Origin of the sequence: Promicromonospora sp. Populi, from assembly GCF_041081105.1 — a bacterium.
GTDB lineage: Bacteria > Actinomycetota > Actinomycetes > Actinomycetales > Cellulomonadaceae > Promicromonospora.
Map to the genome: position 1 here is coordinate 1,252,004 of NZ_CP163528.1, position 21,572 is coordinate 1,273,575.

The following is a 21,572-nucleotide window of genomic DNA, read 5'->3' on the forward strand; positions in this document are numbered from 1 at the left end:
AGAGGGCGCCCCGGGCCCGCCTACGGCAGGTGGTGCACCGTGGCGTCTGCCCAGTCGGCGTGGTCGGAGTTGTTGCCGTCACCCGCATCGGTGACCCGCAGCACCAGCCGGTCCACCCCCAGCACGTCCAGCTCCACCGGCAGCGGTGCGGTGTCGCCGCGCATCACGGGCGACTCGTAGACCAGCTCTCCGTCCGCCTCCACCTGGAACACCACGGAGGAGAAGGACGAGTTGCGCTGGAAGTCGTCGATCCCGATGACGGCGTTGAACCGGACGTCGCCGGGGTCGAGCCGGTAGACGATCTCGGAGTTCGCGTGGGTACCGATGCCCTTCTCGTACTCGGTACCGAACAGCGAGATCGGCTCCCCCGAGACCGACTGGTCCCGGCCGAGTGATCCCCAGCCGATGGTCGCCGACTCCCAGTCCCGGTCGCTGAGCGCGGTGGTTGCCAGCTCGGCCGGCATCGGCTGCTCCTCCACCAGGGCCGGAACGCCGGCTCCCCGCTCGTTCACCAAGGTCACCCGGTACAACCAGGGCCCGTCGCCGGCCTCACGATCGACCCAGCCCTCGGTCTCCACCGACTCCGCCACGACCGAGAAGTCCGCCGAGCCGACCGGCGCCCGCTCGACCGTAGCGGTCAACGCAAAGGGTGCGTTCGACCAGGTCAGCGCCACCCGGTCACCGGTCCGGTAGGCACCGAGGTCGGTCGGCGCCGCGGGCACCGCCGTCGGCATGGTCCGGAAGGTGAGCGGACCACCGGGTACCGGCAGCTGCTGATCCGTGCGGGTGTTGACCGCCGTCACCGCCCAGTAGTAGTTGTGTCCCGGCTCCAGGCGCGGGGCCCGCGCCGAGGTGCCGCGCACGGTCCAGGTACGGACGACGTCGGTCAGCTCCGGGTCCGTGGCCACAGTGACCTGGTACTCGTTCGCGTTGTCCGACCGGCTCCAGCTCAGCTCCGGGTTGCGGGGCGCGACCCCCACCGCGTCGTCCGCCGGGGCCTGCAGCTCGAAGTCGTCCGGGTGCGTCGTCAGCGCGTCGCCCCAGCGCTCCTGGTCGTCGCGACCCACCGTCTCGGCGGTCACCTGCTCCCCGGGCTCCAGCGTGACGGTGACCGAGCTGACGGACTTGCCGCCCTGCAGGGTGTGGTCCGCCTTCACGCGCCGGCCGTCCACCTCGATCTTCGCGTAGCCCCCGTAGAAGCTGATGGTCGTCTCCAGCGGCTGGGACCCCGAGTTGTGGGTGACGGTGGTCCGGTTGCCGCCCTCGTGGCGCACCCCGAGGTCGTGCTCCCCCACCGTGATGTGGTCCAGGCCGAGCCAGCCGATGTCCTCGGGCAGCCGGGACAGCGTCGAGACGGCGTTCGACGGCGCGTCCGGGACGATGCCGGCCAGTCCCTCGACCGTCTGGGACACCAGGGTGAAGGGGATCTCCGGGTAGTCGCCGTTGGTGCCCTGCTGCACCACCTCGTGCGGCTCGTCCAGCGCCGCGATGATGGTGTCCCGCATCCAGGCCCAGGCCTCCTCGGACCGGCCGTAGGCGAACAGGGCGTCGGGGACGTAGCTGCTCGACTCGATGTTGCTCGGCGGGTTCGCGCTGTACATCCGGTACATGTAGTCGATGAAGTCCTGGGCCTTGCGGCTGTTCGGGTCGATGATCTCGTCATAGGCCATGAACATGGAGTTCTCCTGGCCCCAGCCGGTCACCTTCGCGCCGTCGGGCATCCGGCCGCGGGCGTACTCCGCGACGCCGAGGACACTCCCCCAGTCGGTGTTGAAGTACTCGAAGAGCTCGTCGGCGCGCGTGTCGAACTGCTCGGCGACCGACTCGTCACCCCGGGCGCGCGCCAGGTCGGCGTAACCCCGGAAGGCCTGGTACTGCGCGGCGATGCCGTCGCCGGCCTCGATCATCTCGTGGTCGGACCGCTCGTTGTAGCTGGCCGCGCCGTACCAGATCCCCCGGCCCGTGCCCTCGGCCACCCCGTTCGGCAGCGCGGTGTCGTGCAGCTCGACGAACTCGGTCACGGCGTTGGTGTAGAACTCCCAGAGGGCCGGGTCCTCGAGGTAGGCGGCATCGCCCGTCCAGCGGTACTGCTCGGCGGCCTTGTCGACCAGCTCGAAGACCGCGGGCACCTCGCGCACGAAGTAGTCCTCGCTCGGGTGGTCGACGAAGTAGGAGCTGCCGTCGAAGTTGAGCGCCCACAGCGGGTACCAGTTGCGCGACTCGGTAGAGGTCGCCGCGTAGGCCTGGAGCATCGACCGGTTCTCCTGGTCGAGCCCCAGCAGGTGCGCCCCGGACGACTGGTGCGCGTAGTCCCGGATGTAGAAGGCGGTGCGGTGGGCGTAGCCGGCCCAGTAGGACGGGATGTAGGGGGCCTGCTCAGCATCGGGCGGCACGGGGCCTTCGACGTCGATCGGCCCGGTCTTACCGGTCTGGACGTGCTGCATCGCGCGCCACTTGGCCCAGTTGAAGGTGTCGACCAGCTCGTCGTTCGAGCTGGTGATGACGATGCTCTCCTGCTCTTCGACGGCGGTCACGGTCCACGACGTCGTGTCCCCGGAGCTGTCGGTGACCTCGAACTGCCGCGGCTGGGTGTAGTCCAGCGGCTGCGCGGGATCGGGGCTGATGGTGTAGCCCGCGGGGAGCTCGACGACGGCGCTCAGCGCGCTCCGGTCGGACTCGTACGGCACCTGGAAGGTGACGGTGCGCTCGTCATGGTCGATCACCGACGGCCCCTGCTGGCCGTCGACGTCGAAGCCGAGCAGCTCCCGCAAGTCGTCGTACACCGAGACGTCGTCGAAGTTGACCCAGCTCTCGCTGCTGCCCGACACGAACACCTCCACGTGCTGCCCGGTGGTCAGTTCCACCGGGTCGAGGGAATACGGCCGGTAGTTACCCTCCACCGGAAGCGGCAGGGACGCCAGCAGCTCCCCGGTGTCCAGGTCGCGGAGGCCCAGCACCCCGCCGGCGCCGGCCGTCGCGATCCAGGCCGACGTGGTGTAGCTGCCGCCGGCCTCGACCGTCAGCGGCTGGGACACCTTGTACTCGGTGCTGGCGTTGAGGTAGGCCAGCCCCTGTCCGGAGTGCGGGTAGTTGGTGGCGCGGCCGGTGCCCTCCGTGAACACCCAGGGGTCGCTGCCCGCTTCGAATCCGCCGTTCACGACAAGCTCGTTCCCGAAGTCGCCGGGCGCTCCGGCCGCGGTGACCGACGGGGTGAGCAGGGCGAGCGGTGCGAGCAGCGCGACCGCCAGCAACCCGGTCGCCAACAATCGACCGGTCTGGGGCGCAGCGCTGGGGGAATTGGGCCGCATGGGGGTACTCCTCGACTCTGAGGGCTGGCAAGCGCCTTGAGAGTACAGTGCCGGCGGCCTTTCTTGCCAGTGGCAATTAATTAGCCCGGGTCAACTGGAGTGCGAGCCGAGGTCCGCCGCAAAGGACGCCACCCAGGCGAGCGAGGAGTTCCAGTTGATGGTGATCTCGTTGACGGACCACGCCCGGATGTCGTCGACGTAGCACCACTGGGGCAGGCAGCCCTCCAGCCACACCCCGGCCACCGGGTCCTGGATGCTCGAGTTGGGCCCGCCCGCCACCGTGCCCCGGGGCGGGTTGGGCAGCGCCGGGTTGAGGCTGCGGGCGTACCACCGGCTGTGCTGGTTGCGCGCGTCGTCCGTGCCGTAACCCGTCACGTAGGACTTGCCGAGCACGTTGCGGCCCATGAGGTAGTCGAGGCCCTCCAGCACCGACCGCGCGTAGACGGGGCTCCCCGTGAGGTCGAACGCCGTGGCGATGATCACCTGGTTGTTGAGCATCGAGCTGTTGGAGCCCCACACGTACTTGCCGTCCGCCGGCGTGTAGGTCTGGCCGAAGGCCTCGCGCGCCTGGAGGGCGACGAGGTGGTCGGCGCCCTCGACCACGGAACGCCGGACCCAGGCCCGGTCGGCCAGCCGCGACGGCACCGTGGCGAGATCCAGCCGGCCGAGCGCAGCGACCGAGCCCCAGTAGAAGCCGTCCGAGAAGACGTCGGCCCGGTGCAGGGGGTTGGCCCTCAGGTCGCGCGCGAAGCGGGCCTCGCCGGTCGTGAGGTAGAGCTCCGCCGCGGCCCAGTAGAACTCGTCGGTCACGTCGTCGTCGTTGTACGGGCCGCCGCCGGACTCGCCGTCCGCCCGCGGGGCGAACAGGGCGGGGTGCGCCACCGCCGCGGCGTACGCCGTCCGGGACGCGCGGAGCAGCTCGGCCGAGAACGCCGGGTCGAGCCGCTCCCACAGCCGTGCCCCGGTCGCGGCGACGGCGGCGAGGTTGAGCGTCGCGGCAGTGGACGGCCGGTGCAGGGCACGCGCCCTCGGGTCTGCCGACGGGAGCAGGGGCAGCCCCGTCCACGACACGTCGTGCACCTTGTGGTGCGCCATGCCCGCCAGCGGCTCGCCGTCGGGCACCTGCATAGCGAGCATGAACTCGAGGTTCCAGCGGGCCTCGTCGAGGATGTCGGGCACGCCGTTGCCCCGCTCGGGCACGCTGAGCGTCGAGTCGGCGAGCGCGCCCTCGTCGACGACGTCGGCGTACAGCGTGCGCTCGTACGTGGACAGGAGCTGGTGGGTGGCGATGCCGCCGTTCACGACGTACTTGCCGTGGTCGCCCGCGTCGTACCAGCCACCCGTGACGTCCAGCGTGTAGTCACAGGTCCAGCTGTCCATCCACGGCTTGGGCTCCTGGCACGGGACGGCGACGTCGCCCTGGTTGGGCGCCACACCGACGTGGCCGGCGGGGCGCGCGTACTCGGCCCCCGCTATCGCGCCGTCGATCGGCGTGCCCGACCGGTTGGTGTAGAAGAACCGCATCGAGTCCGTCCGCAGGTCCTGGTACAGGTCCCCGGTGATGTCGAACGGGTGGCTGGACTCGGTGCCCACCACGAGGTGCGCGCCGAGCGCCGAGCGGGTGTACGACGTGAAGTTGATGGTGTGCACCGCCGCACCCGACGACGCGTCTGTACCACGCGGCTTCGTCCTGCCGTGGGTGAGCACCTTCCCGGTGCTGGAGACCAGGCTCCACGGCTGGGCGGTGGTCGCGGCCGTGACCACCGTGGCCTCCTTGGGGCCGCGGGGCAGGTAGCCGGCCTGGTTGACCTTGATCACCGGACCCGTGTCGGGGACGTATTCGAAGGGCGGGCCGACGAGGCTGATGTCGTCGAGGCACAGGCCGTACAGGCCCTGCCCGCCGAGCTGGAACGTGACCTGGTTGGAGACCGGCAGGTCCCCCTCCGGGGTGGTGAAGGTGTAGGTGGTGGTCGTCTCCGCCGGGCCGACCGTGAGGCTCTTGGACAGGTACGGCTTGCCCGCCGCCGCATCCGCCGGCTGCACGACTGGCCGGATCGTGACGGCACGGTCCGCGCGGGCAGTGAACGTGAGCGTGTACTCGGAACCCGAGCGCAGCGCGAGGTCGTTCTGGCCGACGAGCGCGCCCCACGGGTTGGCAACGGCAGGCACGTCCACGCACAGCTCGCCGGTCGACACGTCGGGCGTCATCCCCGCGTTGGTCCACCACGGCCTGCTCTCCGTGTCGAACGTACCGTTGACCAGCAGCTCTTCTTGCTCCAGCGGCGCGGCGCCGGCGGCGGGGAGGGCCCCCACCGACAGTGCGACTGCCAGGAGCGGCGCGACGATGCGCCTCAAGTTCCGGACCACGTTGTCCTCTTCCCTAGTTCGTTCGTCTCGTCGTTCGTTTCCAGCAGTTCCGCCGCCGCACAGTTCGTACGACGGCGGCGCGGAGCCTCAGGCCGTGATGGCCAGGGTCTCCGGATGTACCGGAGTACGGAACATCCCGGTGCGGATCCAGGAATCGACCTCGTCCACCGCCGCGTCACCCAGCCGGCGCAGCTCGCCGCCGACCGACCCCGCCACGTGCGGCGTCAGGACGACCCCGGGGTGGTCGTACAGCGGAGAGTCCGCGGGCAGGATCTCCGGCTCGGTCACGTCCAGGACGGCGCGGACCCGGCCGGACACGACGGCCTCCGTGAGCGCCGCCGTGTCCACGAGGCCGCCCCGCGCCGTGTTGATCAGGACGGCGCCCGGCCGCATGAGCGCCAGGCGGCGCGCGTCGGCCAGGTGCCGGGTCTCCGGCAGGTCCGGGGCGTGCAGCGTGACGACGTCGCTCTCCCTGAAGATCTCGTCCAGCGTGACCCGGCGGGCGCCCAGCCGGCGCGCGGTCTCGTCGTCGACGTGCGGGTCGTGGAGCAGGAGGTCGAGGTCGAAGGCGGCGAGCAGCGCCAGCACCCGGCGGCCGATCCGGGAGGCCCCGACGACGCCCACCGTGCGCCGGTAGTTCCCGGCCGCCGGAAAACGCGTGTGCCAGTCCGCGGTGGTGCGCTCGCTGCGGTACGCGGCGCGCATCGCGTCGAGCTCCTTGTTCGCCAGCAGCACCTGGGCGACCGTGTACTCGGCCACGGGGACGGCGTTGGCGTCCGCCGCCGAGCTCACGGCGATCCCTGAGTCCCAGAACTCGTCCGACAGGTGGTTCTTGACCGTGCCGCCCGCGTGCACCACCGCCTGGAGCCGGCTGGCCGCCAGGGCCGCCGGATCGAGCAGCGGGCTGCCCCACCCGGTCACCAGGACGTGGGTGTCGCGCAGCGCCGCACGGGCCTCGGGCCGGGAGAGGTCGTCGATCACCTCGGTACGCACGGTGCCGAGGGCCGCCAGCCGCCGCATGGCGGCGTCGTCGAACAGGCCGGGCCGCAGGCCTGGACTCATGGCGAAGGAAATGACGAAGGACATGGTCCGCGGGGTGGATCGCGACATTGGCATCCTCTTCGGTCCGGGGCTGTCCGGACGATCCTCGCGCCGCGCCGCGCTCAGGCCGAGCAGGGGCCCGGCAAACGATCACGAACGATCACGAGCCGCCGGTTGCCCGGGCGCGCGCCGGGGCGGGCGCCGTCGTCGAGCGCCGCAGCACCAGCCGCGGGACGAGCCGGATCCGCTGCGTCGCAGACCGCCCGCCGGTCAGCAGGCGGTGCGCCGCGACCTGCACCGCGAGGCGGCCCACGTCGAACTTGGGCGGAGCCACCGCGGTCAGCGGGACCGAGCCGAGGGGGGCCAGGACGTCGTCGTAGGCGATGATCGACAGGTCCTCCGGCACCCGCAGCCCGCGGTCGAGCGCGAGCCCGAGGAGCGCGATGGCGTCGTCGTCGGAATGGACGATCACCGCGGTGGTCCCGGTGGCCGCGCAGTCGTCCAGGACGGACTCCAGGTCGGAGTTCCGTTGTGACGGGTCGTGGTCGTCCCCGGCGAAGCGGACCGGCGGGAAGGGCGCGGTCAGCCCGCTCTGCGGCCCGAGCGCGGCCAGGTACCCCTCGACCAGGCGGATCGACGTCGGCGTTGTCGCCCGTACGACCAGAGCTACCCGCTCGTGCCCCTCCCGGGCGAGGTGGTCGAGCGCGACCTGCACGCCCGCCTCGTGCTCGGAGCGGACGTAGTCGATCTCACGCGTGTCGCACTGCCGTTCCACGAGCACAACCGGCTTGTCCACGGTGTCGAACCAGGCCGGCAGCCGGGTGTCCGTCGGCCGCGCGGTGGCGATCAGCAGGGCGCCCACGCGTGCGCGGCGCAGCCGCTCGACGATCCGGCTCTCCTCGGTCTCGTCGTAGTACGACGTGGCCAGCACAAGCCGGACGCCCGCCTCGCGCGCGCCCTGCCGCGCGCCGGCGAGGATCTCCTGGAAGTAGCCGTGCCCGGACGGCACGACCATGCCGACGACGCCGCGACGGTTCCCGTCGTCCGTCTCGGTGGGGATCAGGATGCCGCCCCCGTGGACCCGTTCGAGCTTGCCCAGCCGCGCGAGGGCCGCGACGTCACGACGTGCGGTGACCAGCGAGACGCCGAACCGGTCGGCGACCTCCGCCACCCGCACCGAGCCGTGCAGGCCGAGCTCGGTCAGGATCGCCGCACGGCGTCGTGCGACAAGCTCTCGCTCACGTGCGCTCATCAGCGGGCTCCCGTCCAGGCTGCCGTGCGGGCGGCGCCTGCCGGCCGCACTGCCGGATACCGGCGGCTCCGCCGGGTCCCGGCAACTGTGCCGGGTGGCGCAGCCGGGTGTCCGCCCCGGCGAGAAGACTGATCATAATTGATCACCTGTAATAGACGGCGTCGGCCCGCGACGCGAGGATCAGCGCATGACAACGCACCGGCGCGTGGCCCAGGATCCCGATCCCGTCCGGGAGGCCTGGCCCGCGGCCTGGGGCACCGCTCCGGCGGACGACCCCACCACCAGCGGTTCGACCGGGTTCACCCGGGAGCACTGGATCGCCGCGGCGGACGGCCTGCTGCGCTCCGCCGCGCGGTACGCGACGCCGAGCGGGGCCCGCATCGTCCCTGACGGCCCGCCGTCGTGGAACGGCCCGGACTCGGATGCGCTCGAGGGGTACGCGCGCACGTTCCTGCTCCTCGCGTGGCGCCTGTCCGGCACGGGTGAGGTCGAACCGGAGCTGCTGGAGCAGTACACGTCCGGGCTCGTCGCCGGCATCAACGCCGAGCACCCTGAGGCGTGGCCCAGAATCTCGCCGGACTGCTGGCAGACCGTCGTCGAGGCCGCCTCGATCGTGCTGGCCCTGCACCAGACCCGGCCCTGGATCTGGGAGCGGCTCACGCCGGGGCAGCGCGACGCCGTTGTCGGCTGGCTCCTCGGCGTCTTCACCGTTGACCTGCCGGACAACAACTGGCACTGGTTCCGGGTGGTCGTGGCCACGTTCGTCGAGACCACGGGACACGTGCTGAGCGACGCCCAGCACGCCGTCGTCGACGCCGATCTCGCCCGGATCGAGGACTTCTACGTCGGCGACGGGTGGTACCGCGACGGGGCCGGCGACGGCGACCGGTTCGACCACTACGCGGGCTGGGCCATGCACTTCTACCCCGCCCTGTGGCACCGCATGTGCGAGTCGCTCCCGGCGACGTCGCCCCTCGCCCGGAGCTCGGCGACCGTGCGGGACACGCACCGGGCGCGGCTCGCGGAGTTCCTCGACGACTACGGGAGCCTCGTCGGGGCGGACGGCGCCCCGCTGTTCCTCGGCCGGTCGCTCACCTACCGGTGGGCCGCGGCGGCGGCGCCGCTCGTGGGCGTCGTCGCCGGGAGCACACGCTGGGAGCCGGGCGTCACCCGGCACCTCGCGAGCGCCATGCTGCGCTACTTCCTCGACCACGGCGCGATCGGGCCGGACGGGCTGCCGAGCCTGGGCTGGTTCGGGCCGTACCCGCCCATGATCCAGGGGTACTCCGCCCCCGCGTCGCCGTTCTGGCTGTCCAAGGCGTTCGTCTGCCTCCTGATCGACGCCGACGACCCGTTCTGGACGGCGCCCGAGCTGCCGCTGCCCGCGGCCGTGGCGAGCCAGACCCGGACCATGCCCCGCCCGGGCCTGGTCGTGTCGTCCACCGCCGACGACGGCATCGTGCGCGTGGCCAACCACGGCACGGACAACCACCTGCCCGGGACGCCCGACGACCCGCTCTACTCCCGGCTGGCGTACTCGACAGCGACGGCCCCGGTCCTGGGGCCACTGGCGTCCGTCGTGCCGGACAACCACGTCGGCCTCGTGTCCGGCGGCCGGATCACTCGCCGCGGGCGCATCCACCGGACCACGGCCGGGGACGGCAGCGCCGGTTCATGGCACGTGCCGACCTGGGTCGACGGCGGCGCGGTGGCCCTGGTCACCGGCGCGCGCATCGAGACGATCAGCGTGCTGGAGGGTCCCTGGGAGCTGCGCATCCACCGGGTCGAGGCCGTCGAGGGTTTCGCTGTGCTGGACAGCGGCTGGGCGATGGCCGACGACGTCCCGCCCCGGGTCGAGCGCGTGGGACACCAGGTGCGGGTCACCGGCCAAGGGGGTCTGGTGAGCGTGCTGATGCCGGTCCTCGACGGCGGGCCCGGCAAGCACGTCGTCGAACCCGCTGACGAGCCCGTCGTCGAGGACGCGGCGGGCGGCAGCCCGCTGGGCCCGTTCGTCAAGGTGCCCACCCTGACCACCCCGCGCAGGCCCGGTGCGGTGAGCGTCCACGCGGTCCTCGTCGGCCTCGCGGGGTCGTTGTCGAGCCTCGTGCTCGACCGCGACCCGCAGGTGGTGGTGGAGGAGGCCGGCGGCGAGCACGTGGTCCGCGTGACCATGCCGTCCGGGTCGCAGCGGCTGCTGCTGCTGGGCTCCGGACGGCATCGTCAATCCCCCGTCAGCCCTTGACGGCGCCCTGCATGATGCCTGCGACGAGCTGGCGCCCGGCGAAGGCGAAGACGAGCAGGAGCGGAAGGGTGACGAGGAAGACCCCGGCCATGATCAGGGAGTAGTCGTCGTGGTAGCCCGCGGTGAGGTTCTGTACCGCGATGGGCAGCGTCGGATTCTGTGACCCCAGCACGATCGAGGGCCAGAAGAAGCTTGTCCACTGCCCGACGAAGACGAACAGGCCCAGCATGGACGCGGCGGGCAGCGCCGCGGGCATCGCGATGCTCCAGAAGGTGCGGATCATGGACGCCCCGTCCACGCGGGCGGCCTCGATCAGCTCGTACGGCAGCGCCGAGTCGAGGTACTGCGTCATCCAGAACACGCCGAACGCGGAGACCAGGTGAGGCACGATCACGGCCTCGATCTTGCCGATCCACGACAGCTCGGACATCAGGATGTACAGCGGGATGACGCCGAGCTGGGTGGGTACCGCCATGGTCGCGATGACAAAGACCAGCAGGGCGTTGCGCCCGGGGAACCGCAGCTTGGCGAACGAGAACCCGGCCAGCGTCGAGCTCAGCACCGTGGCCAGCGACACCACCACGGCGATGATCAGGGAGTTGGCCAGCGCGAGCCAGAAGTTGACCTGGGTGTTGGTCATGACGTTCGCGAACCCCGCGAAGATGCTCGCGTCCGGCCAGAGCTGCGGCAGCGGCCGCTGGGAGATCGACACCTGGTCCGAGGAACCCAGCAGCAGCGTGTAGTACAGCGGGAACGCCGAGACCACCAGCACGACCGCCAGGATCGTGTAGGTCACCCACCCCGGCCGGCGCACCGCCGAGATGGTGCCGCGCCGGTCCTGACGTGCCCGCTTGCGGGCCACCGCCCGTGCGGAACCCCTGCCGGCGGACTGCGCGGCGGCTGCGACGGATGTCATGAGTCCCTCCGGGTCGTTGTGGTGCTGGTTGTCTTACCGGTTGTCGCGGTTGTCGCGGTGGTCGCTGGGTTCGCGTCGCCCGCGGCCCGGGCCTCGGCCCGCAGCCGGCGCGTCACGGACCGCGGCACCCGCGCGGTGCGGGTGGTGGACGACGCGATCCGCCGGCTGAGCAGGAAGTTGCCGAACCCGATGATGAGGATCAGCACGAACAGCACCCAGGCCACCGCGGCCGCCCGGCCGAGGTCCCGCTGGTTGCCCCATGCGACGTCGTACAGGTAGAGCACCGTCGTCATCCACTGGCGGTCCGCGCCGCCCAGGCCACCGGCGTCGAACAGCCGCGCCTCGTCGAAGATCTGGAGGCCGCCGATGCTCGCGGTGAGCACCACGAAGATCACCGTGGACCGGATCTGCGGGACCGTCACCGAGAAGAACTGCCGCCAGGGACCCGCGCCGTCGATCGTCGCGGCCTCGTACAGGTCACGCGGCACCGCCTGCATAGCGGCCAGGAAGATCAGGGTGTTGTAGCCCGTCCACCGGTAGTTCACCATCGCCGCGACCGCCACGTGGCTGGCGAACCGGTCCCGGTGCCAGCCGATCGGGTCGAGGCCGAACGTGCCCAGGATGTCGTTGATCAGGCCGTACTGGTCGGCGAACAGCCGGCCGAAGATCAGCGACACAGCGATCGGCGCCACGACGTACGGCACCAGGACACCCATGCGCCAGAACGTGGCGTTGCGGATGTTCTGGTCCAGCAGCGCCGCCAGGGTGATCGCGATGATGATCTGCGGCACCGCGGAGAGCAGGAAGATCGACAGCGTGTTGACCAGGGACCGCCAGAACGTCTCCTGGCTGAGCACGTCGGCATAGTTCTGCAGGCCTACGAACTCCCCCTGCCCGCCCAGCAGGTTCCAGTCGTAGACCGACACCACCGCCGTGTACCCCAGCGGGAACAGGCCCGTGAGCGCGAACAGCACGAAGAACGGCGAGACGTAGAGGTAGGGCGAGACCTTGACGTCCCAGCGGCCCAGGGTCTGGGAGAACCCCAGCCGGCGCGGTGCACGCTGCGGAGCGTCCGGCGTCGGCGCCGGCTGCGTGGTGGTGAGTGCGGCCATTTCAAGCTTCCTGATCAACGGGGCGAGACGAGGACGGGTTGGGTTCTAGAGACCGAGATCGTCGTAGGCGCTGAGCGACTTCTCCCACGAGGAGTCGGGGTCCTCGCCCGTCGTCTCGACGCGCTCCAGCCCCTGCTGCACCGTCTGGTGGATCGCGAAGTAGTTCGGGCCCTTGAACGGGTTGCCCTCGATCGCCTGCGCGCGGTTCGAGAAGATCTGCCCCACCGGCGCACCGTTCATGAACTCGTTCACGAACGACTGCACCTGCTCCGACTCCTGCGCCTCGATCTGCGACGGGAAGTTCCCGGAGGTCTCGAACGCCGCGGTCTGCTGCTCGGGCGCGGTCAGCCACGCCGCCAGCTCCTTGGCCGCCTCGGTGTGGGCGCCGGACGCGGGCACCGTCAGGAACGAGCCGCCCCAGTTGCCGCCCCCGCCGGGGAACACGTCAGCGATGTTCCAGCCCGTGACCCCGCCCGAGTTGGACTCGATCGAGCCGGTCATCCACGCGGGGCACAGCATGGTGGCGAAGGCGTCGTTCTGGAACCCGGAGGCCCAGTCCTCGCCCCACTGCACCAGACCCGCCGAGAGCCCGGCCTCGTGCTGCTCCACCACCAGGTCGTACAGGTCCTTGATCTCCGTGTTCCCGGCCAGCGGCTTGGGTGTGCCGTCCTCCTCCTCGTAGGCGAAGTCGACCTGGTTCACCAGCCCCTGGTACGTGGCGACGCCGGAGTCGTACCAGGCGGTGTCAGAGTTCTCGACGAAGTCCGCGCCCGCGGCGAAGTAGTCCTCCCACGTGGCGTCCTCGCCGCCCAGCAGCTCCGCTACCTCGTCCGGCTCCGACGGGAGGCCCGCCGCCTCGAACAGGTCCTGGCGGTAGCAGATCGCCTCCGGCCCGATGTCGGTGCCGTAGCCGATGAGCTTGCCGTCCGGCGTGGTGGCCTGCTCCACCTTCCAGTCCATCCAGCGCCCGTCGAGCGCGGGGTCGGTCATGTCGGTGAACAGGTCGGGGTACTGGGCCAGCTCGCTGATCCAGTCCACCTCGATCGCCTCGACGTCGGCCAGGCCCTCGCCGCCGGCGGCGAGCTTCGTGGTCAGGTTGGTCCGCGCGTCGGCTGCGGACGCCGCGTCGATCAGCTCCACCGTGACGTTCGGGTGCTCGTCGGTGTACCCGGCCAGGAGCTCGTCGGAGTACCCGAAGTCGTTGAACGTGGCGACGGTCAGCGTGATCGGACCGTCGTCGGCGGCCTCGCCGCCGCCGTCGGACCCACCACAGGCGGTCAGCGCGAGGACAACGACGGCGGTGCCGGCGGTGGCCTGGAGGGTGCGCGCGACAGCGCGCCTGGTGGGTCGGGTGCTGCTTCGCACGATGACTCCCTTGTCTGGTGTGAAAGCGGTTACCCAGATGGTCATTCCGGTCGCCGGAACCGTCAACCAGCCCTCTAGCGGCCCGGGCCTGAAACGGGCTCAGAACGGCCAGTTCCCGCGGCTCACGGGCCCCCCGGGGCGGGGGCGCCAAGTGATCGGTATTGATCGTCTCCGAGGCTCGTCCCCGGAACCGCTCAGCGGCCCGGTGGCCTCACGCGCGCTCGGCGTGATCGGTCCGGTCGGCCAGCAGCTCGTGGGTGAGCTGGTCCACGAGGCGCTCCACCTCCGGCTCGTCGCACTCGGGCCACTCCGCGACGTAGCGCCGCAGCTCCTCCCGCTCGGCCGCCCGGATCGATTCCGCGACGGCGTCCCCGGCCGGCAGCGCCCGGACGGTGTCGCCGTCGACCGCAACAAGCCCGCGGGCGGCGAGGGCGTCCGCGACCGAGCGCACCGTGTCCTCGGAGCCCGCGCTGCGCTCGGCCATGAGCCGCACCGACCGGGTGCGCTTGAGGGAGACACGCGTGACCATCCACGCCTCCTGTGGGGACAGCCCGACGTGCCGCGAGACCAGCTCGTACACCCGCAGCGGGTCGCTCTTGCCCACGCGGCGCCACAGGATCATGCGCAGCTCCTCGATCGAGGTGCGCGACGACGGGATGGCGAACGACTCGCCCGCCGCATGCCCCGCCGCCGTCGCACCATCACCACCACGGGTAGCGGTGCGCAGCTCGACCTCGGGTAGCAGCCAGGTCAGGAGGAAGGCCAGCGCCGCGACCGGCACCGCCCCCAGGAAGACGATGTGCAGGGCGCCGGAGTAGGCGTCGAGGAACCAGGCCTGCACCTCGGGCGGGCACTGCGTGACCGTCTGGGCGGACGCCGCGAGCGCCCCCGGGCCGCAGGCGCCCTGGGCGGTGTCCGGGATAGCGCGCACCAGCTCGTCCGTAAGGCGGTTCGCGAAGATCGTGCCGAAGACCGCGACGCCGACCGACGCGCCGATGGTGCGGAAGTACGTGGTGCCCGACGTCGCGGTGCCCAGGTCGCGATAGCTCACGGCGTTCTGCACCGCGATGACGAGCACCTGGGTGACCATGCCGAGCCCGGCGCCGAGCACGAACATGCTCAGGCCCGCCTGGACCGTCGTCGTGTCCTGGTCCATGAGGGAGAGCAGGTAGAGCCCGACGGCGGTGACGGCAGTACCGAGGATCGGGTAGATCTTGTAGCGCCCGGTGCGGGTGATGAGCTGCCCCGAGCCGATGGACGTGATGAGCAGGCCGAGCATCATCGGCGTCATCTCGAGCCCGGACTCGGTGGGGGTGGAGCCCTTGACCGTCTGCAGGTACAGCGGCAGGAAGGTGATGGCGCCGAACATCGCGAAGCCGACGGCGAAGCCGATGACCGCAGCGACGGAGAAGGTCTTGCTGCGGAACAGGCGCAGCGGCAGCACCGGCTCCGGGGTGCGGCGCTCGACCATGATGAACGCGACCAGCCCCGCGACGGCGAGGGCCACCATGGCGTAGACGGGGAGCGAGGCCCACTCCCATGTGGTGCCGCCCAGGCTGGTGACCAGCACGATCGCCGTCGAGATGGTGGCCAGCAGGATGATGCCGGCGTAGTCGATGCGTGGCCTGGCCCCTGCTGCGATGCGCGGCAGCACGGCGGCGACGACGATCAGCGCGATCGCCCCGAGGGGGATGTTGATGTAGAAGACCCAGCGCCAGTCGAGGTTGTCGACGAAGAATCCGCCGAGCAGCGGTCCAGCGACCGACGAGACGCCGAAGACCGCGCCGAACAGGCCCTGGTACCGGCCGCGCTCCCGCGGCGGCACGACGTCGCCGATGATCGCCTGGGACAGCACCATGAGCCCGCCGCCGCCGATGCCCTGCACGGCGCGCCAGGCGATGAGCTGGCCCATCGTCTGCGAGGTGCCGGCCAGGATCGACCCGATGAGAAAGATCAGGATGCAGGCGATGAACAGCGCCTTGCGCCCGAAGAGGTCGCCGAGCTTGCCCCAGAGCACGGTGGTCGCGGTGCTCGCCAGCATGTAGGCCGTCACCACCCAGGACAGGTGCTCCGCGCCGCCGAGGTCGGAGACGATGGTGGGCAGCGCGGTGGCGACGATCGTCTGGTCGAGGGCGGCGAGCAGCATCGCGAGCATGAGCCCGGCGAAGATCGCCCAGACCTTGCTCTGCGGCAACGCCTGCGGCTCGGCCTCTGTGCTCGGTGCGGCCATGCGGCGCCTCCCTGCGTCCGGTGGACAGCGGGGTACGCGCGACCGTGCGCGCGCCCCGACATGCAGGCTTTCACGGCCCGTCCAGGTCGGCGCGGGGAAGCCGTCGTGTGCCGCTGCCCACCCGGGGGTTGCGGAACGATATATCTTTGATGTATCTTTCGTTTGTCGGTAGAGCGCAGCAGCGCTCCCGGCCGACGAGGGCGAGACGCCGTAGTGCGTGACCACGCACCGCATCGCACCGCTTCCACAACTCAAGGAGAAACATCATGCGTACCCACAACTTCTTCCCCCAGCCCCCCGAGATGCCGGGCGGTTATGCCGCGAGCGAGCAGCGCGGCCGAGGCCCACGCCCCGGCCGCGGGGGCTTCGACCCGCGCGACCTCGACCCCCGCGACTTCGGCCGCGGCGAGCTCGGCCGTGGTGCGGGACGCGGAGGCTTCGGCCCCCGTGGACCGCGCGGCGACCATGGAGACCACGGAGACCACCGGGATCGCGGAGACTACGGTCACCGCGGTCCGCGTGGCCCCCGCGGCCCGCGGCGCGCCGGGCGCGGCGAGATCAGGGCAGCGATCCTGCTGCTCCTGGCCGAGCAGCCCATGCACGGCTACCAGATCATCGGTGAGCTGGCCGACCGCACCGACGGTCGCTGGCGCCCGAGCGCCGGCGCGGTCTACCCCGCGCTGTCCCTGCTCGCCGACGAGGGCCTCGTGGCCCTCACCGAGGACGGCGGCCGCAAGCTCGCCACGCTCACCGACGAAGGCACCGCCTACATCGAGGAGCACAAGGACGAGCTCGGCTCCCCCTGGGAGCAGGTCGGGCGCGGTCACGGCCGCCAGCTGCGGCACGAGCTCCACGCCCTGGCCGACGCCGTCGAGCAGGTGTCCCGCACCGGGACGGCCGAGCAGGCGACGACCGTCACGTCGATCCTCGACCGGGCCCGCCGCGAGGTCTACCTGACCCTCGCGGGTCAGGCCCCCGCCTCGGACGCACCTGTGTCCGACGCACCCGTCTCGGACGACTGAGCCGCGGGATGACCTCCCGCGCACACTGTCGCAAGGACAGCAGAACGGCCGGACCTACCACCTGGTAGGCCCGGCCGTTCGTCGCTCACGGTCCGGACCGGCCTGCCGGCCGCTCACCCCAGCGTGCGGAGGACCGCGACCACGCCGTGCTCCTCGACCGTGCCGGTCACCTCGCCCGCCGCATCCAGGACGGCCGCCGGCGCATGGCCCATCGCGACGCCGCGCGCCGCCCAGGCGAGCATCTCCAGGTCGTTGACGCCGTCCCCGACGGCAACGGTCTGCGTCCGGTCCACCCCGATGTGCTCGCGGACCCGCTCGAGCGCCGTCGCCTTGCTCAGGCGCCGGGGTGTGACGTCGATCCAGTCCGGGCCGGCCGGGGTCGGCGTGACACCCAGCGCACGCAGCGGCTCGATCAGGGCCCCCACGCCGTCGGCCCGCAGGATGACCCGCGAGGCGGGCAGGCTCCACAGCTCCTCGTCGGAGACGCGGCGCTGCAGCCCGTTGACCAGCCCGGGCTTGAAGAGCCGGTTGACCCGGTAGCCCCAGCCGATCTCCTCGACGCCCACCTGCACCCCGGGGATGGCGGCACGGGCCCGGCGGATCACCGGCTCGACGTCGAACGAGTGCACCTTCTCGAGTCGGTAGCCGCCCGGCAGGGCACGACCGACCCGCGCGGTGACCGCGCCGTTGGAAGCCACTACCCAGCCCTGGTCGATGCCGAGCTGGCGCGCGACGGGCAGCACACCCACGAGGGACCGCCCCGAGGCGAGCACCACGTGGTGGCCGGACCGGCGCGCGTCCTTGACCGCTCCGATCGTCACCGCCGGGACGGTCATGTCGGCGCCCAGCAGGGTGCCGTCGATGTCGAGTGCGACCATTGTGGTTGTTCCGGCGTTTTCCGCCGGAAAAGGGACAGAGGTTCTGTGCATACCGCCGGAGGGCGGGGTGACCGTTCCCGTGGTGTCTGTCATGCATCTCAGACGCACGGCGGGGTGATAAGTCACAGCACTTTGCTGACGAAAGCTTTGGCGGACAAGAGGAGATCTCGCAGATGACCCAGGTAGCCCAGGTCGGCACGGTCTATCAGACCAGCCAGGAGCTGCTCGAAGCCGACCTGCCCCACCTCAGCGTCGCGCTGGACGCCAGCGGCTACGCGGTCCAGCGGGACATGGACGGCAACTGGTACAGCGTGTCGTCCGTCGGCCCGGCGGATCTCGCGGAGGTCTACACCCTCATCCATCTCCCGACCGAACCGCTCCCAACCGCTTACGGTTCCGTGGTCATCGCCGACAACGGCACACCCTTCATGCGCCGCTGGGACGCCGCGACCGACGACCGCTTCGGTCTTGAGCACTGGATCGGGCCCGACGGCGCCACCGTGACCGGCACGCACCTGCGCCGGCTCGGCATCGCGCGCGCCTGGGACGCGGGATCGACCAACGGTGCCTCGAGCCTTGGCTCCCGTAGTCGATCCCGCGCTGCCCAGCACTCCCCCGGTCACTGACTCACTCAAGCAGCCCGCCGGGCAGCAGCGTCAGGCGGTCGCAGCGTGCCGGTGCGGCCACAGCGCGATGGCCAGGCCGGCCAGGGCGCTCAGCAGGTGCAGCACGTTGTCCGCCGCGTTGATGTTGAGGAAGTTGATGTCGGGGTTGCCCACCGCGATCAGCCCGAAGACGAACGTCGCGCCGTAGCCGACCACGAGCAGCCAGCCGAACGTCCGAGCGCGGCTCGGGACGGACCACAGGGCCAGCCCGAGGATGCCGATCAGGATGTGCACGATGTTGTGCAGCGGGTTCACGGCGAACCCGAGCAAGGTCTGCTCGTGGTCGTGCTCGACGAAGCCGCCGAACCCGGTCACGAAGAATCCCGCGATGCCGACCAGCAGATAGACGGCGCCGATCGTGAGGGCGAGCCACTGGTGCGGCGCCCGGGTCTGCGTCGAGGACATGGACTGCGTCATGGTGTCTCTCCATTCTGTGTAGTTGTAGCCAGAATGGTTCGGAGCCACGGCAGCGCCGGATGGGGCTTTCCTCCCGGATATTTTCAGGAACGCCTGGGGTCGAGAGTGGTCGCCCACAGGGAGCGCCCGGCCTGGTCGCGCAGGTCGACGCGCAGCTGCCCGGAGACGCCGTCGACGTTCACCTCACCGAAGTGCTGGAAGCCCTCCAGCGGCGAGGTGTTGGCGCGTGGCGGAGAGCTGACGAACACCTGCCGCGGCCCGAACGTCGGGTCGAGGGAGTTCGGGCCGAACGCGCCGGCATGCAGCGGTCCGGAGACGAACTCCCAGAAGGGGTCGAACCCGTCGAACGCGGCCCGCTCGGGCGAGTAGTGGATCGCCGCGGAGTAGTGCACGTCGGCGGTGAGCCACACGGTGTTGCACACCCGCCGCCGGCTGATCTCCTGCAGCACCCACGCCAGCTCCGCCTCGCGACCGTTGGGTACGCCGGGCAGACCGTTGGCGACGCCCTCGATCTTGTCGCCGTCGGGCACGACTATGCCGATCGGCATGTCCGAGGCGATGACCTTCCAGGTCGCGCGCGACCGGGCGAGGGAGTCCACCAGCCAGCGTGCCTGCCGGGCGCCGAGGATCCGCTCCGGTGTGGTGCCGGTCGAGTTCGGGTCGCGGTAGCTGCGCATGTCGATCACGAAGATGTCGAGCAACGGGCCGTGGGACACCTTGCGGTACACCCGGCCGTCGACGGCGTCCTGCTTGCGCACCGGCTGCCACTCGTGGAACGCCTGGAACCCCCGCGCGGCGAGCACGTCCACGCGCTGCTCGGTGTAGCGGGCGTCGTCCAGGATCTCGCCCGGGTACCAGTTGTTCGTGACCTCGTGGTCGTCCCACTGCACAAGCTGCGGGACCTTCGCGGCGAAGCGGCGGACGTTCTCGTCGAGCAGGTTGTAGGCGAACTGCCCGCGGTACTCGGCCAGCGTCTCGGCCACCTTGGACTTCTCCGGCGTGACGACGTTGCGCCACACCCGGCCATCGGCCAGCGTCACGGTCTCCTGGAGCGGCCCGTCGGCGTACACAGTGTCCCCGCTGTGCAGAAAGAAGTCCGGGTTGCGGGCGGCCATCGCGTCGTAGATCGTCAGCCCGCCGATGTCGGGGTTGATGCCCCAGCCCTGGCCCACCACGTCACCCGACCACACGAACCGCACGTCCCGGCGGCCGGCCGGCACGGTACGGAACTGCCCGGCCAGCGACTGGCTCTCGGCTCGGCCGTCCAGGTCCTGCGCGACGACGCGGTAGTGCACCTCCTGCCCCGCCGGCAGGCCGGCCAGGCGCACCTCACCGGTGCCGTCGGTCTCCGGGGTCAGCAAAGGGCCTCGGATCCGCGTCGTGCGACGGAAGTCGGGATCCCGGGAGAGCTCGACGAACATGCGCGACGGCCGGTCGGCCCGGGTCCACACGACAGCCCCGTCCGGACGCGGGTCACCGAGCTGCACACCGTGAGTCAGCACGGGGCGGCCGGCCCGGGCAAAGGCAGGAGCGGCGAAGGCACGCGAGGCGGGGGCCGGCGCAGCAGAGGCCGGTGCGGGCAGCAGCAGCGCGGCGGCGGCCAGCCCGGTCGCACCGAGCAGGGTGCGCCGGTTGATCTCAGGACCAGGGTTCATGTGCCCGTTCTAGTCCCGCCAGGAGACACCCGGATGACCGCATCCCCAATCCCGGGTGAATGGCGGTGGCAAGCGCCGAGCCGGCACGCAAAGTTCAGGTCGTCGAGTACTTGTGTTCGGACGTCCGAACTTTTAGGGTCACGACATGCCCTCCGCTCGCCGTGCACCCGCTCTCCTCCGCCTCGCGCTCCCGTGCCTGCTGATCGCGGGAGCTCTGTCCGGCTGCGCGATCTCGGTCCAAGGATCGGGCTCGGGGGCCGACGACGACCGGCCGGTGGTGCTCACGACGTTCACCGTGCTCGCGGACGTCGCGCAGAACGTGGCCGGCGAGCACCTCCGCGTGGAGTCGATCACCAAGGTGGGCGCGGAGATCCACGGCTACGAGCCGACGCCGGGCGACATCGCGCGGGCGTCGGAGGCCGACCTGATCCTCGACAACGGGCTGAACCTGGAGCTGTGGTTCGGGCAGTTCGTCGAGTCCGTGGACGTGCCGCACGTGGTCGTCTCCGACGGCATCGACGTGCTGGACATCACCGAGGACGCCTACGCCGGCAAACCGAACCCGCACGCGTGGATGAGCCCCGTGAACGTCTCGATCTACGTGGACAACATGGTCGACGCGTTCAGCGAGCTCGACCCGGCGCACGCCGACGACTACGCGGCCAACGGCGCGGCGTACCAGACGCAGCTGCAGGAGGTGCAGGACGAGCTGGAGACCGGGCTGTCGACCCTGCCCGAGAACGAGCGAGCGCTGGTGAGCTGCGAGGGCGCGTTCTCCTACCTCGCCCGCGACGCCGGGCTGACCGAGCAGTACATCTGGCCCGTGAACGCCGAGCAGCAGGCCACGCCGCAGCAGATCACCTCGGCCATCAACTTTGTCGAGGACAACGGCGTCCCGGCCGTGTTCTGCGAGTCGACGGTATCGGACCAGGCGATGCAGCAGGTGGTCGAGGCGACCGGCGCGGCCTTCGGCGGCACCCTCTACGTCGACTCCCTCTCCGAGGCCGACGGGCCGGTGCCGACCTACCTCGACCTGATCCGCTACGACGCGACGACGATCATCAACGGCCTCACCGGGGGTGCCTCATGACCCGCTCGAACC

The 21,572-nt window shown here is 71.0% G+C and carries 15 protein-coding genes; 4 read left to right on the plus strand and 11 right to left on the minus strand.

Translation table 11 applies throughout. From position 1 onward, the window contains the following. Nucleotides 1-20: 20 nt before the first annotated feature. The 4 genes from AB1046_RS05650 to AB1046_RS05665 form a co-directional block, all read right to left on the minus strand. Nucleotides 21-3,308 carry an NPCBM/NEW2 domain-containing protein gene (locus AB1046_RS05650; protein ID WP_369373225.1) on the minus strand — a complete coding sequence of 1,096 codons (3,288 nt, stop codon included), beginning with the start codon at nucleotides 3,306-3,308 and terminating at the stop codon, nucleotides 21-23. A 90-nt stretch (nucleotides 3,309-3,398) separates the two neighbouring features. Beyond that, on the minus strand, nucleotides 3,399-5,675 hold the full coding sequence (locus tag AB1046_RS05655; protein ID WP_369373227.1) for a glycoside hydrolase family 9 protein: 2,277 nt from the start codon (nucleotides 5,673-5,675) through the stop codon (nucleotides 3,399-3,401). Between the two features lie 87 nt (nucleotides 5,676-5,762). Beyond that, on the minus strand, nucleotides 5,763-6,785 hold the full coding sequence (locus tag AB1046_RS05660) for a hydroxyacid dehydrogenase (RefSeq protein WP_369373228.1): 1,023 nt from the start codon (nucleotides 6,783-6,785) through the stop codon (nucleotides 5,763-5,765). Nucleotides 6,786-6,876: 91 nt separating this feature from the next. Continuing rightward, nucleotides 6,877-7,968, minus strand: coding sequence for a substrate-binding domain-containing protein (locus tag AB1046_RS05665; RefSeq protein ID WP_369373230.1), 1,092 nt, complete (start codon nucleotides 7,966-7,968; stop codon nucleotides 6,877-6,879). Between the two features lie 187 nt (nucleotides 7,969-8,155). Here AB1046_RS05665 and AB1046_RS05670 point away from each other — a divergent pair, with 187 nt between their 5' ends. Next, nucleotides 8,156-10,210, plus strand: a complete 2,055-nt coding sequence (locus AB1046_RS05670) for a DUF2264 domain-containing protein (protein ID WP_369373232.1) — start codon at nucleotides 8,156-8,158, stop codon at nucleotides 10,208-10,210. Here AB1046_RS05670 and AB1046_RS05675 read toward each other — a convergent pair. The 4 genes from AB1046_RS05675 to AB1046_RS05690 all read right to left on the minus strand — a co-directional run bounded on the left by AB1046_RS05675 (nucleotide 10,200) and on the right by AB1046_RS05690 (nucleotide 15,833). Further along, complete coding sequence (locus AB1046_RS05675; RefSeq protein WP_369373234.1) at nucleotides 10,200-11,126, minus strand: carbohydrate ABC transporter permease; 927 nt, start codon at nucleotides 11,124-11,126, stop codon at nucleotides 10,200-10,202. The genes AB1046_RS05670 and AB1046_RS05675 overlap by 11 nt on opposite strands. Beyond that, entirely contained in the window at nucleotides 11,123-12,238 is a 1,116-nt protein-coding gene (locus AB1046_RS05680) for a carbohydrate ABC transporter permease (RefSeq protein ID WP_369373236.1), read from the minus strand. Before AB1046_RS05680 ends, AB1046_RS05675 begins: the two co-directional genes overlap by 4 nt. A 45-nt stretch (nucleotides 12,239-12,283) precedes the next feature. Next, complete coding sequence (locus AB1046_RS05685) at nucleotides 12,284-13,603, minus strand: ABC transporter substrate-binding protein (RefSeq protein WP_369373238.1); 1,320 nt, start codon at nucleotides 13,601-13,603, stop codon at nucleotides 12,284-12,286. A gap of 211 nt (nucleotides 13,604-13,814) precedes the next feature. Beyond that, nucleotides 13,815-15,833, minus strand: a complete 2,019-nt coding sequence (locus AB1046_RS05690) for an MDR family MFS transporter (RefSeq protein WP_369373240.1) — start codon at nucleotides 15,831-15,833, stop codon at nucleotides 13,815-13,817. 266 nt (nucleotides 15,834-16,099) lie between these two features. Here AB1046_RS05690 and AB1046_RS05695 point away from each other — a divergent pair, with 266 nt between their 5' ends. Next, nucleotides 16,100-16,855 (plus strand): PadR family transcriptional regulator, encoded by a 756-nt coding sequence (locus AB1046_RS05695; protein WP_369373242.1) that lies wholly within the window; start codon nucleotides 16,100-16,102, stop codon nucleotides 16,853-16,855. A 113-nt stretch (nucleotides 16,856-16,968) separates the two neighbouring features. Here the strand turns inward: AB1046_RS05695 and AB1046_RS05700 are convergent, their stop codons facing one another. Next, nucleotides 16,969-17,733, minus strand: a complete 765-nt coding sequence (locus AB1046_RS05700) for an HAD family hydrolase (protein ID WP_369373244.1) — start codon at nucleotides 17,731-17,733, stop codon at nucleotides 16,969-16,971. Between the two features lie 173 nt (nucleotides 17,734-17,906). Here AB1046_RS05700 and AB1046_RS05705 point away from each other — a divergent pair, with 173 nt between their 5' ends. Further along, nucleotides 17,907-18,359, plus strand: coding sequence for a hypothetical protein (locus AB1046_RS05705; protein WP_369373247.1), 453 nt, complete (start codon nucleotides 17,907-17,909; stop codon nucleotides 18,357-18,359). Nucleotides 18,360-18,389: 30 nt separating this feature from the next. Here AB1046_RS05705 and AB1046_RS05710 read toward each other — a convergent pair whose 3' ends face one another. Continuing rightward, entirely contained in the window at nucleotides 18,390-18,815 is a 426-nt protein-coding gene (locus AB1046_RS05710; protein ID WP_369373249.1) for a DUF4383 domain-containing protein, read from the minus strand. A gap of 83 nt (nucleotides 18,816-18,898) precedes the next feature. Continuing rightward, the gene (locus AB1046_RS05715; protein WP_369373252.1) at nucleotides 18,899-20,470 is read right to left on the minus strand and encodes an alkaline phosphatase; all 1,572 of its coding nucleotides are present in this window, start codon (nucleotides 20,468-20,470) and stop codon (nucleotides 18,899-18,901) included. Between the two features lie 145 nt (nucleotides 20,471-20,615). Between AB1046_RS05715 and AB1046_RS05720 the strand changes: the two genes are divergently transcribed. Beyond that, nucleotides 20,616-21,560, plus strand: a complete 945-nt coding sequence (locus AB1046_RS05720) for a metal ABC transporter substrate-binding protein (RefSeq protein ID WP_369373254.1) — start codon at nucleotides 20,616-20,618, stop codon at nucleotides 21,558-21,560. Nucleotides 21,561-21,572 lie beyond the last annotated feature (12 nt).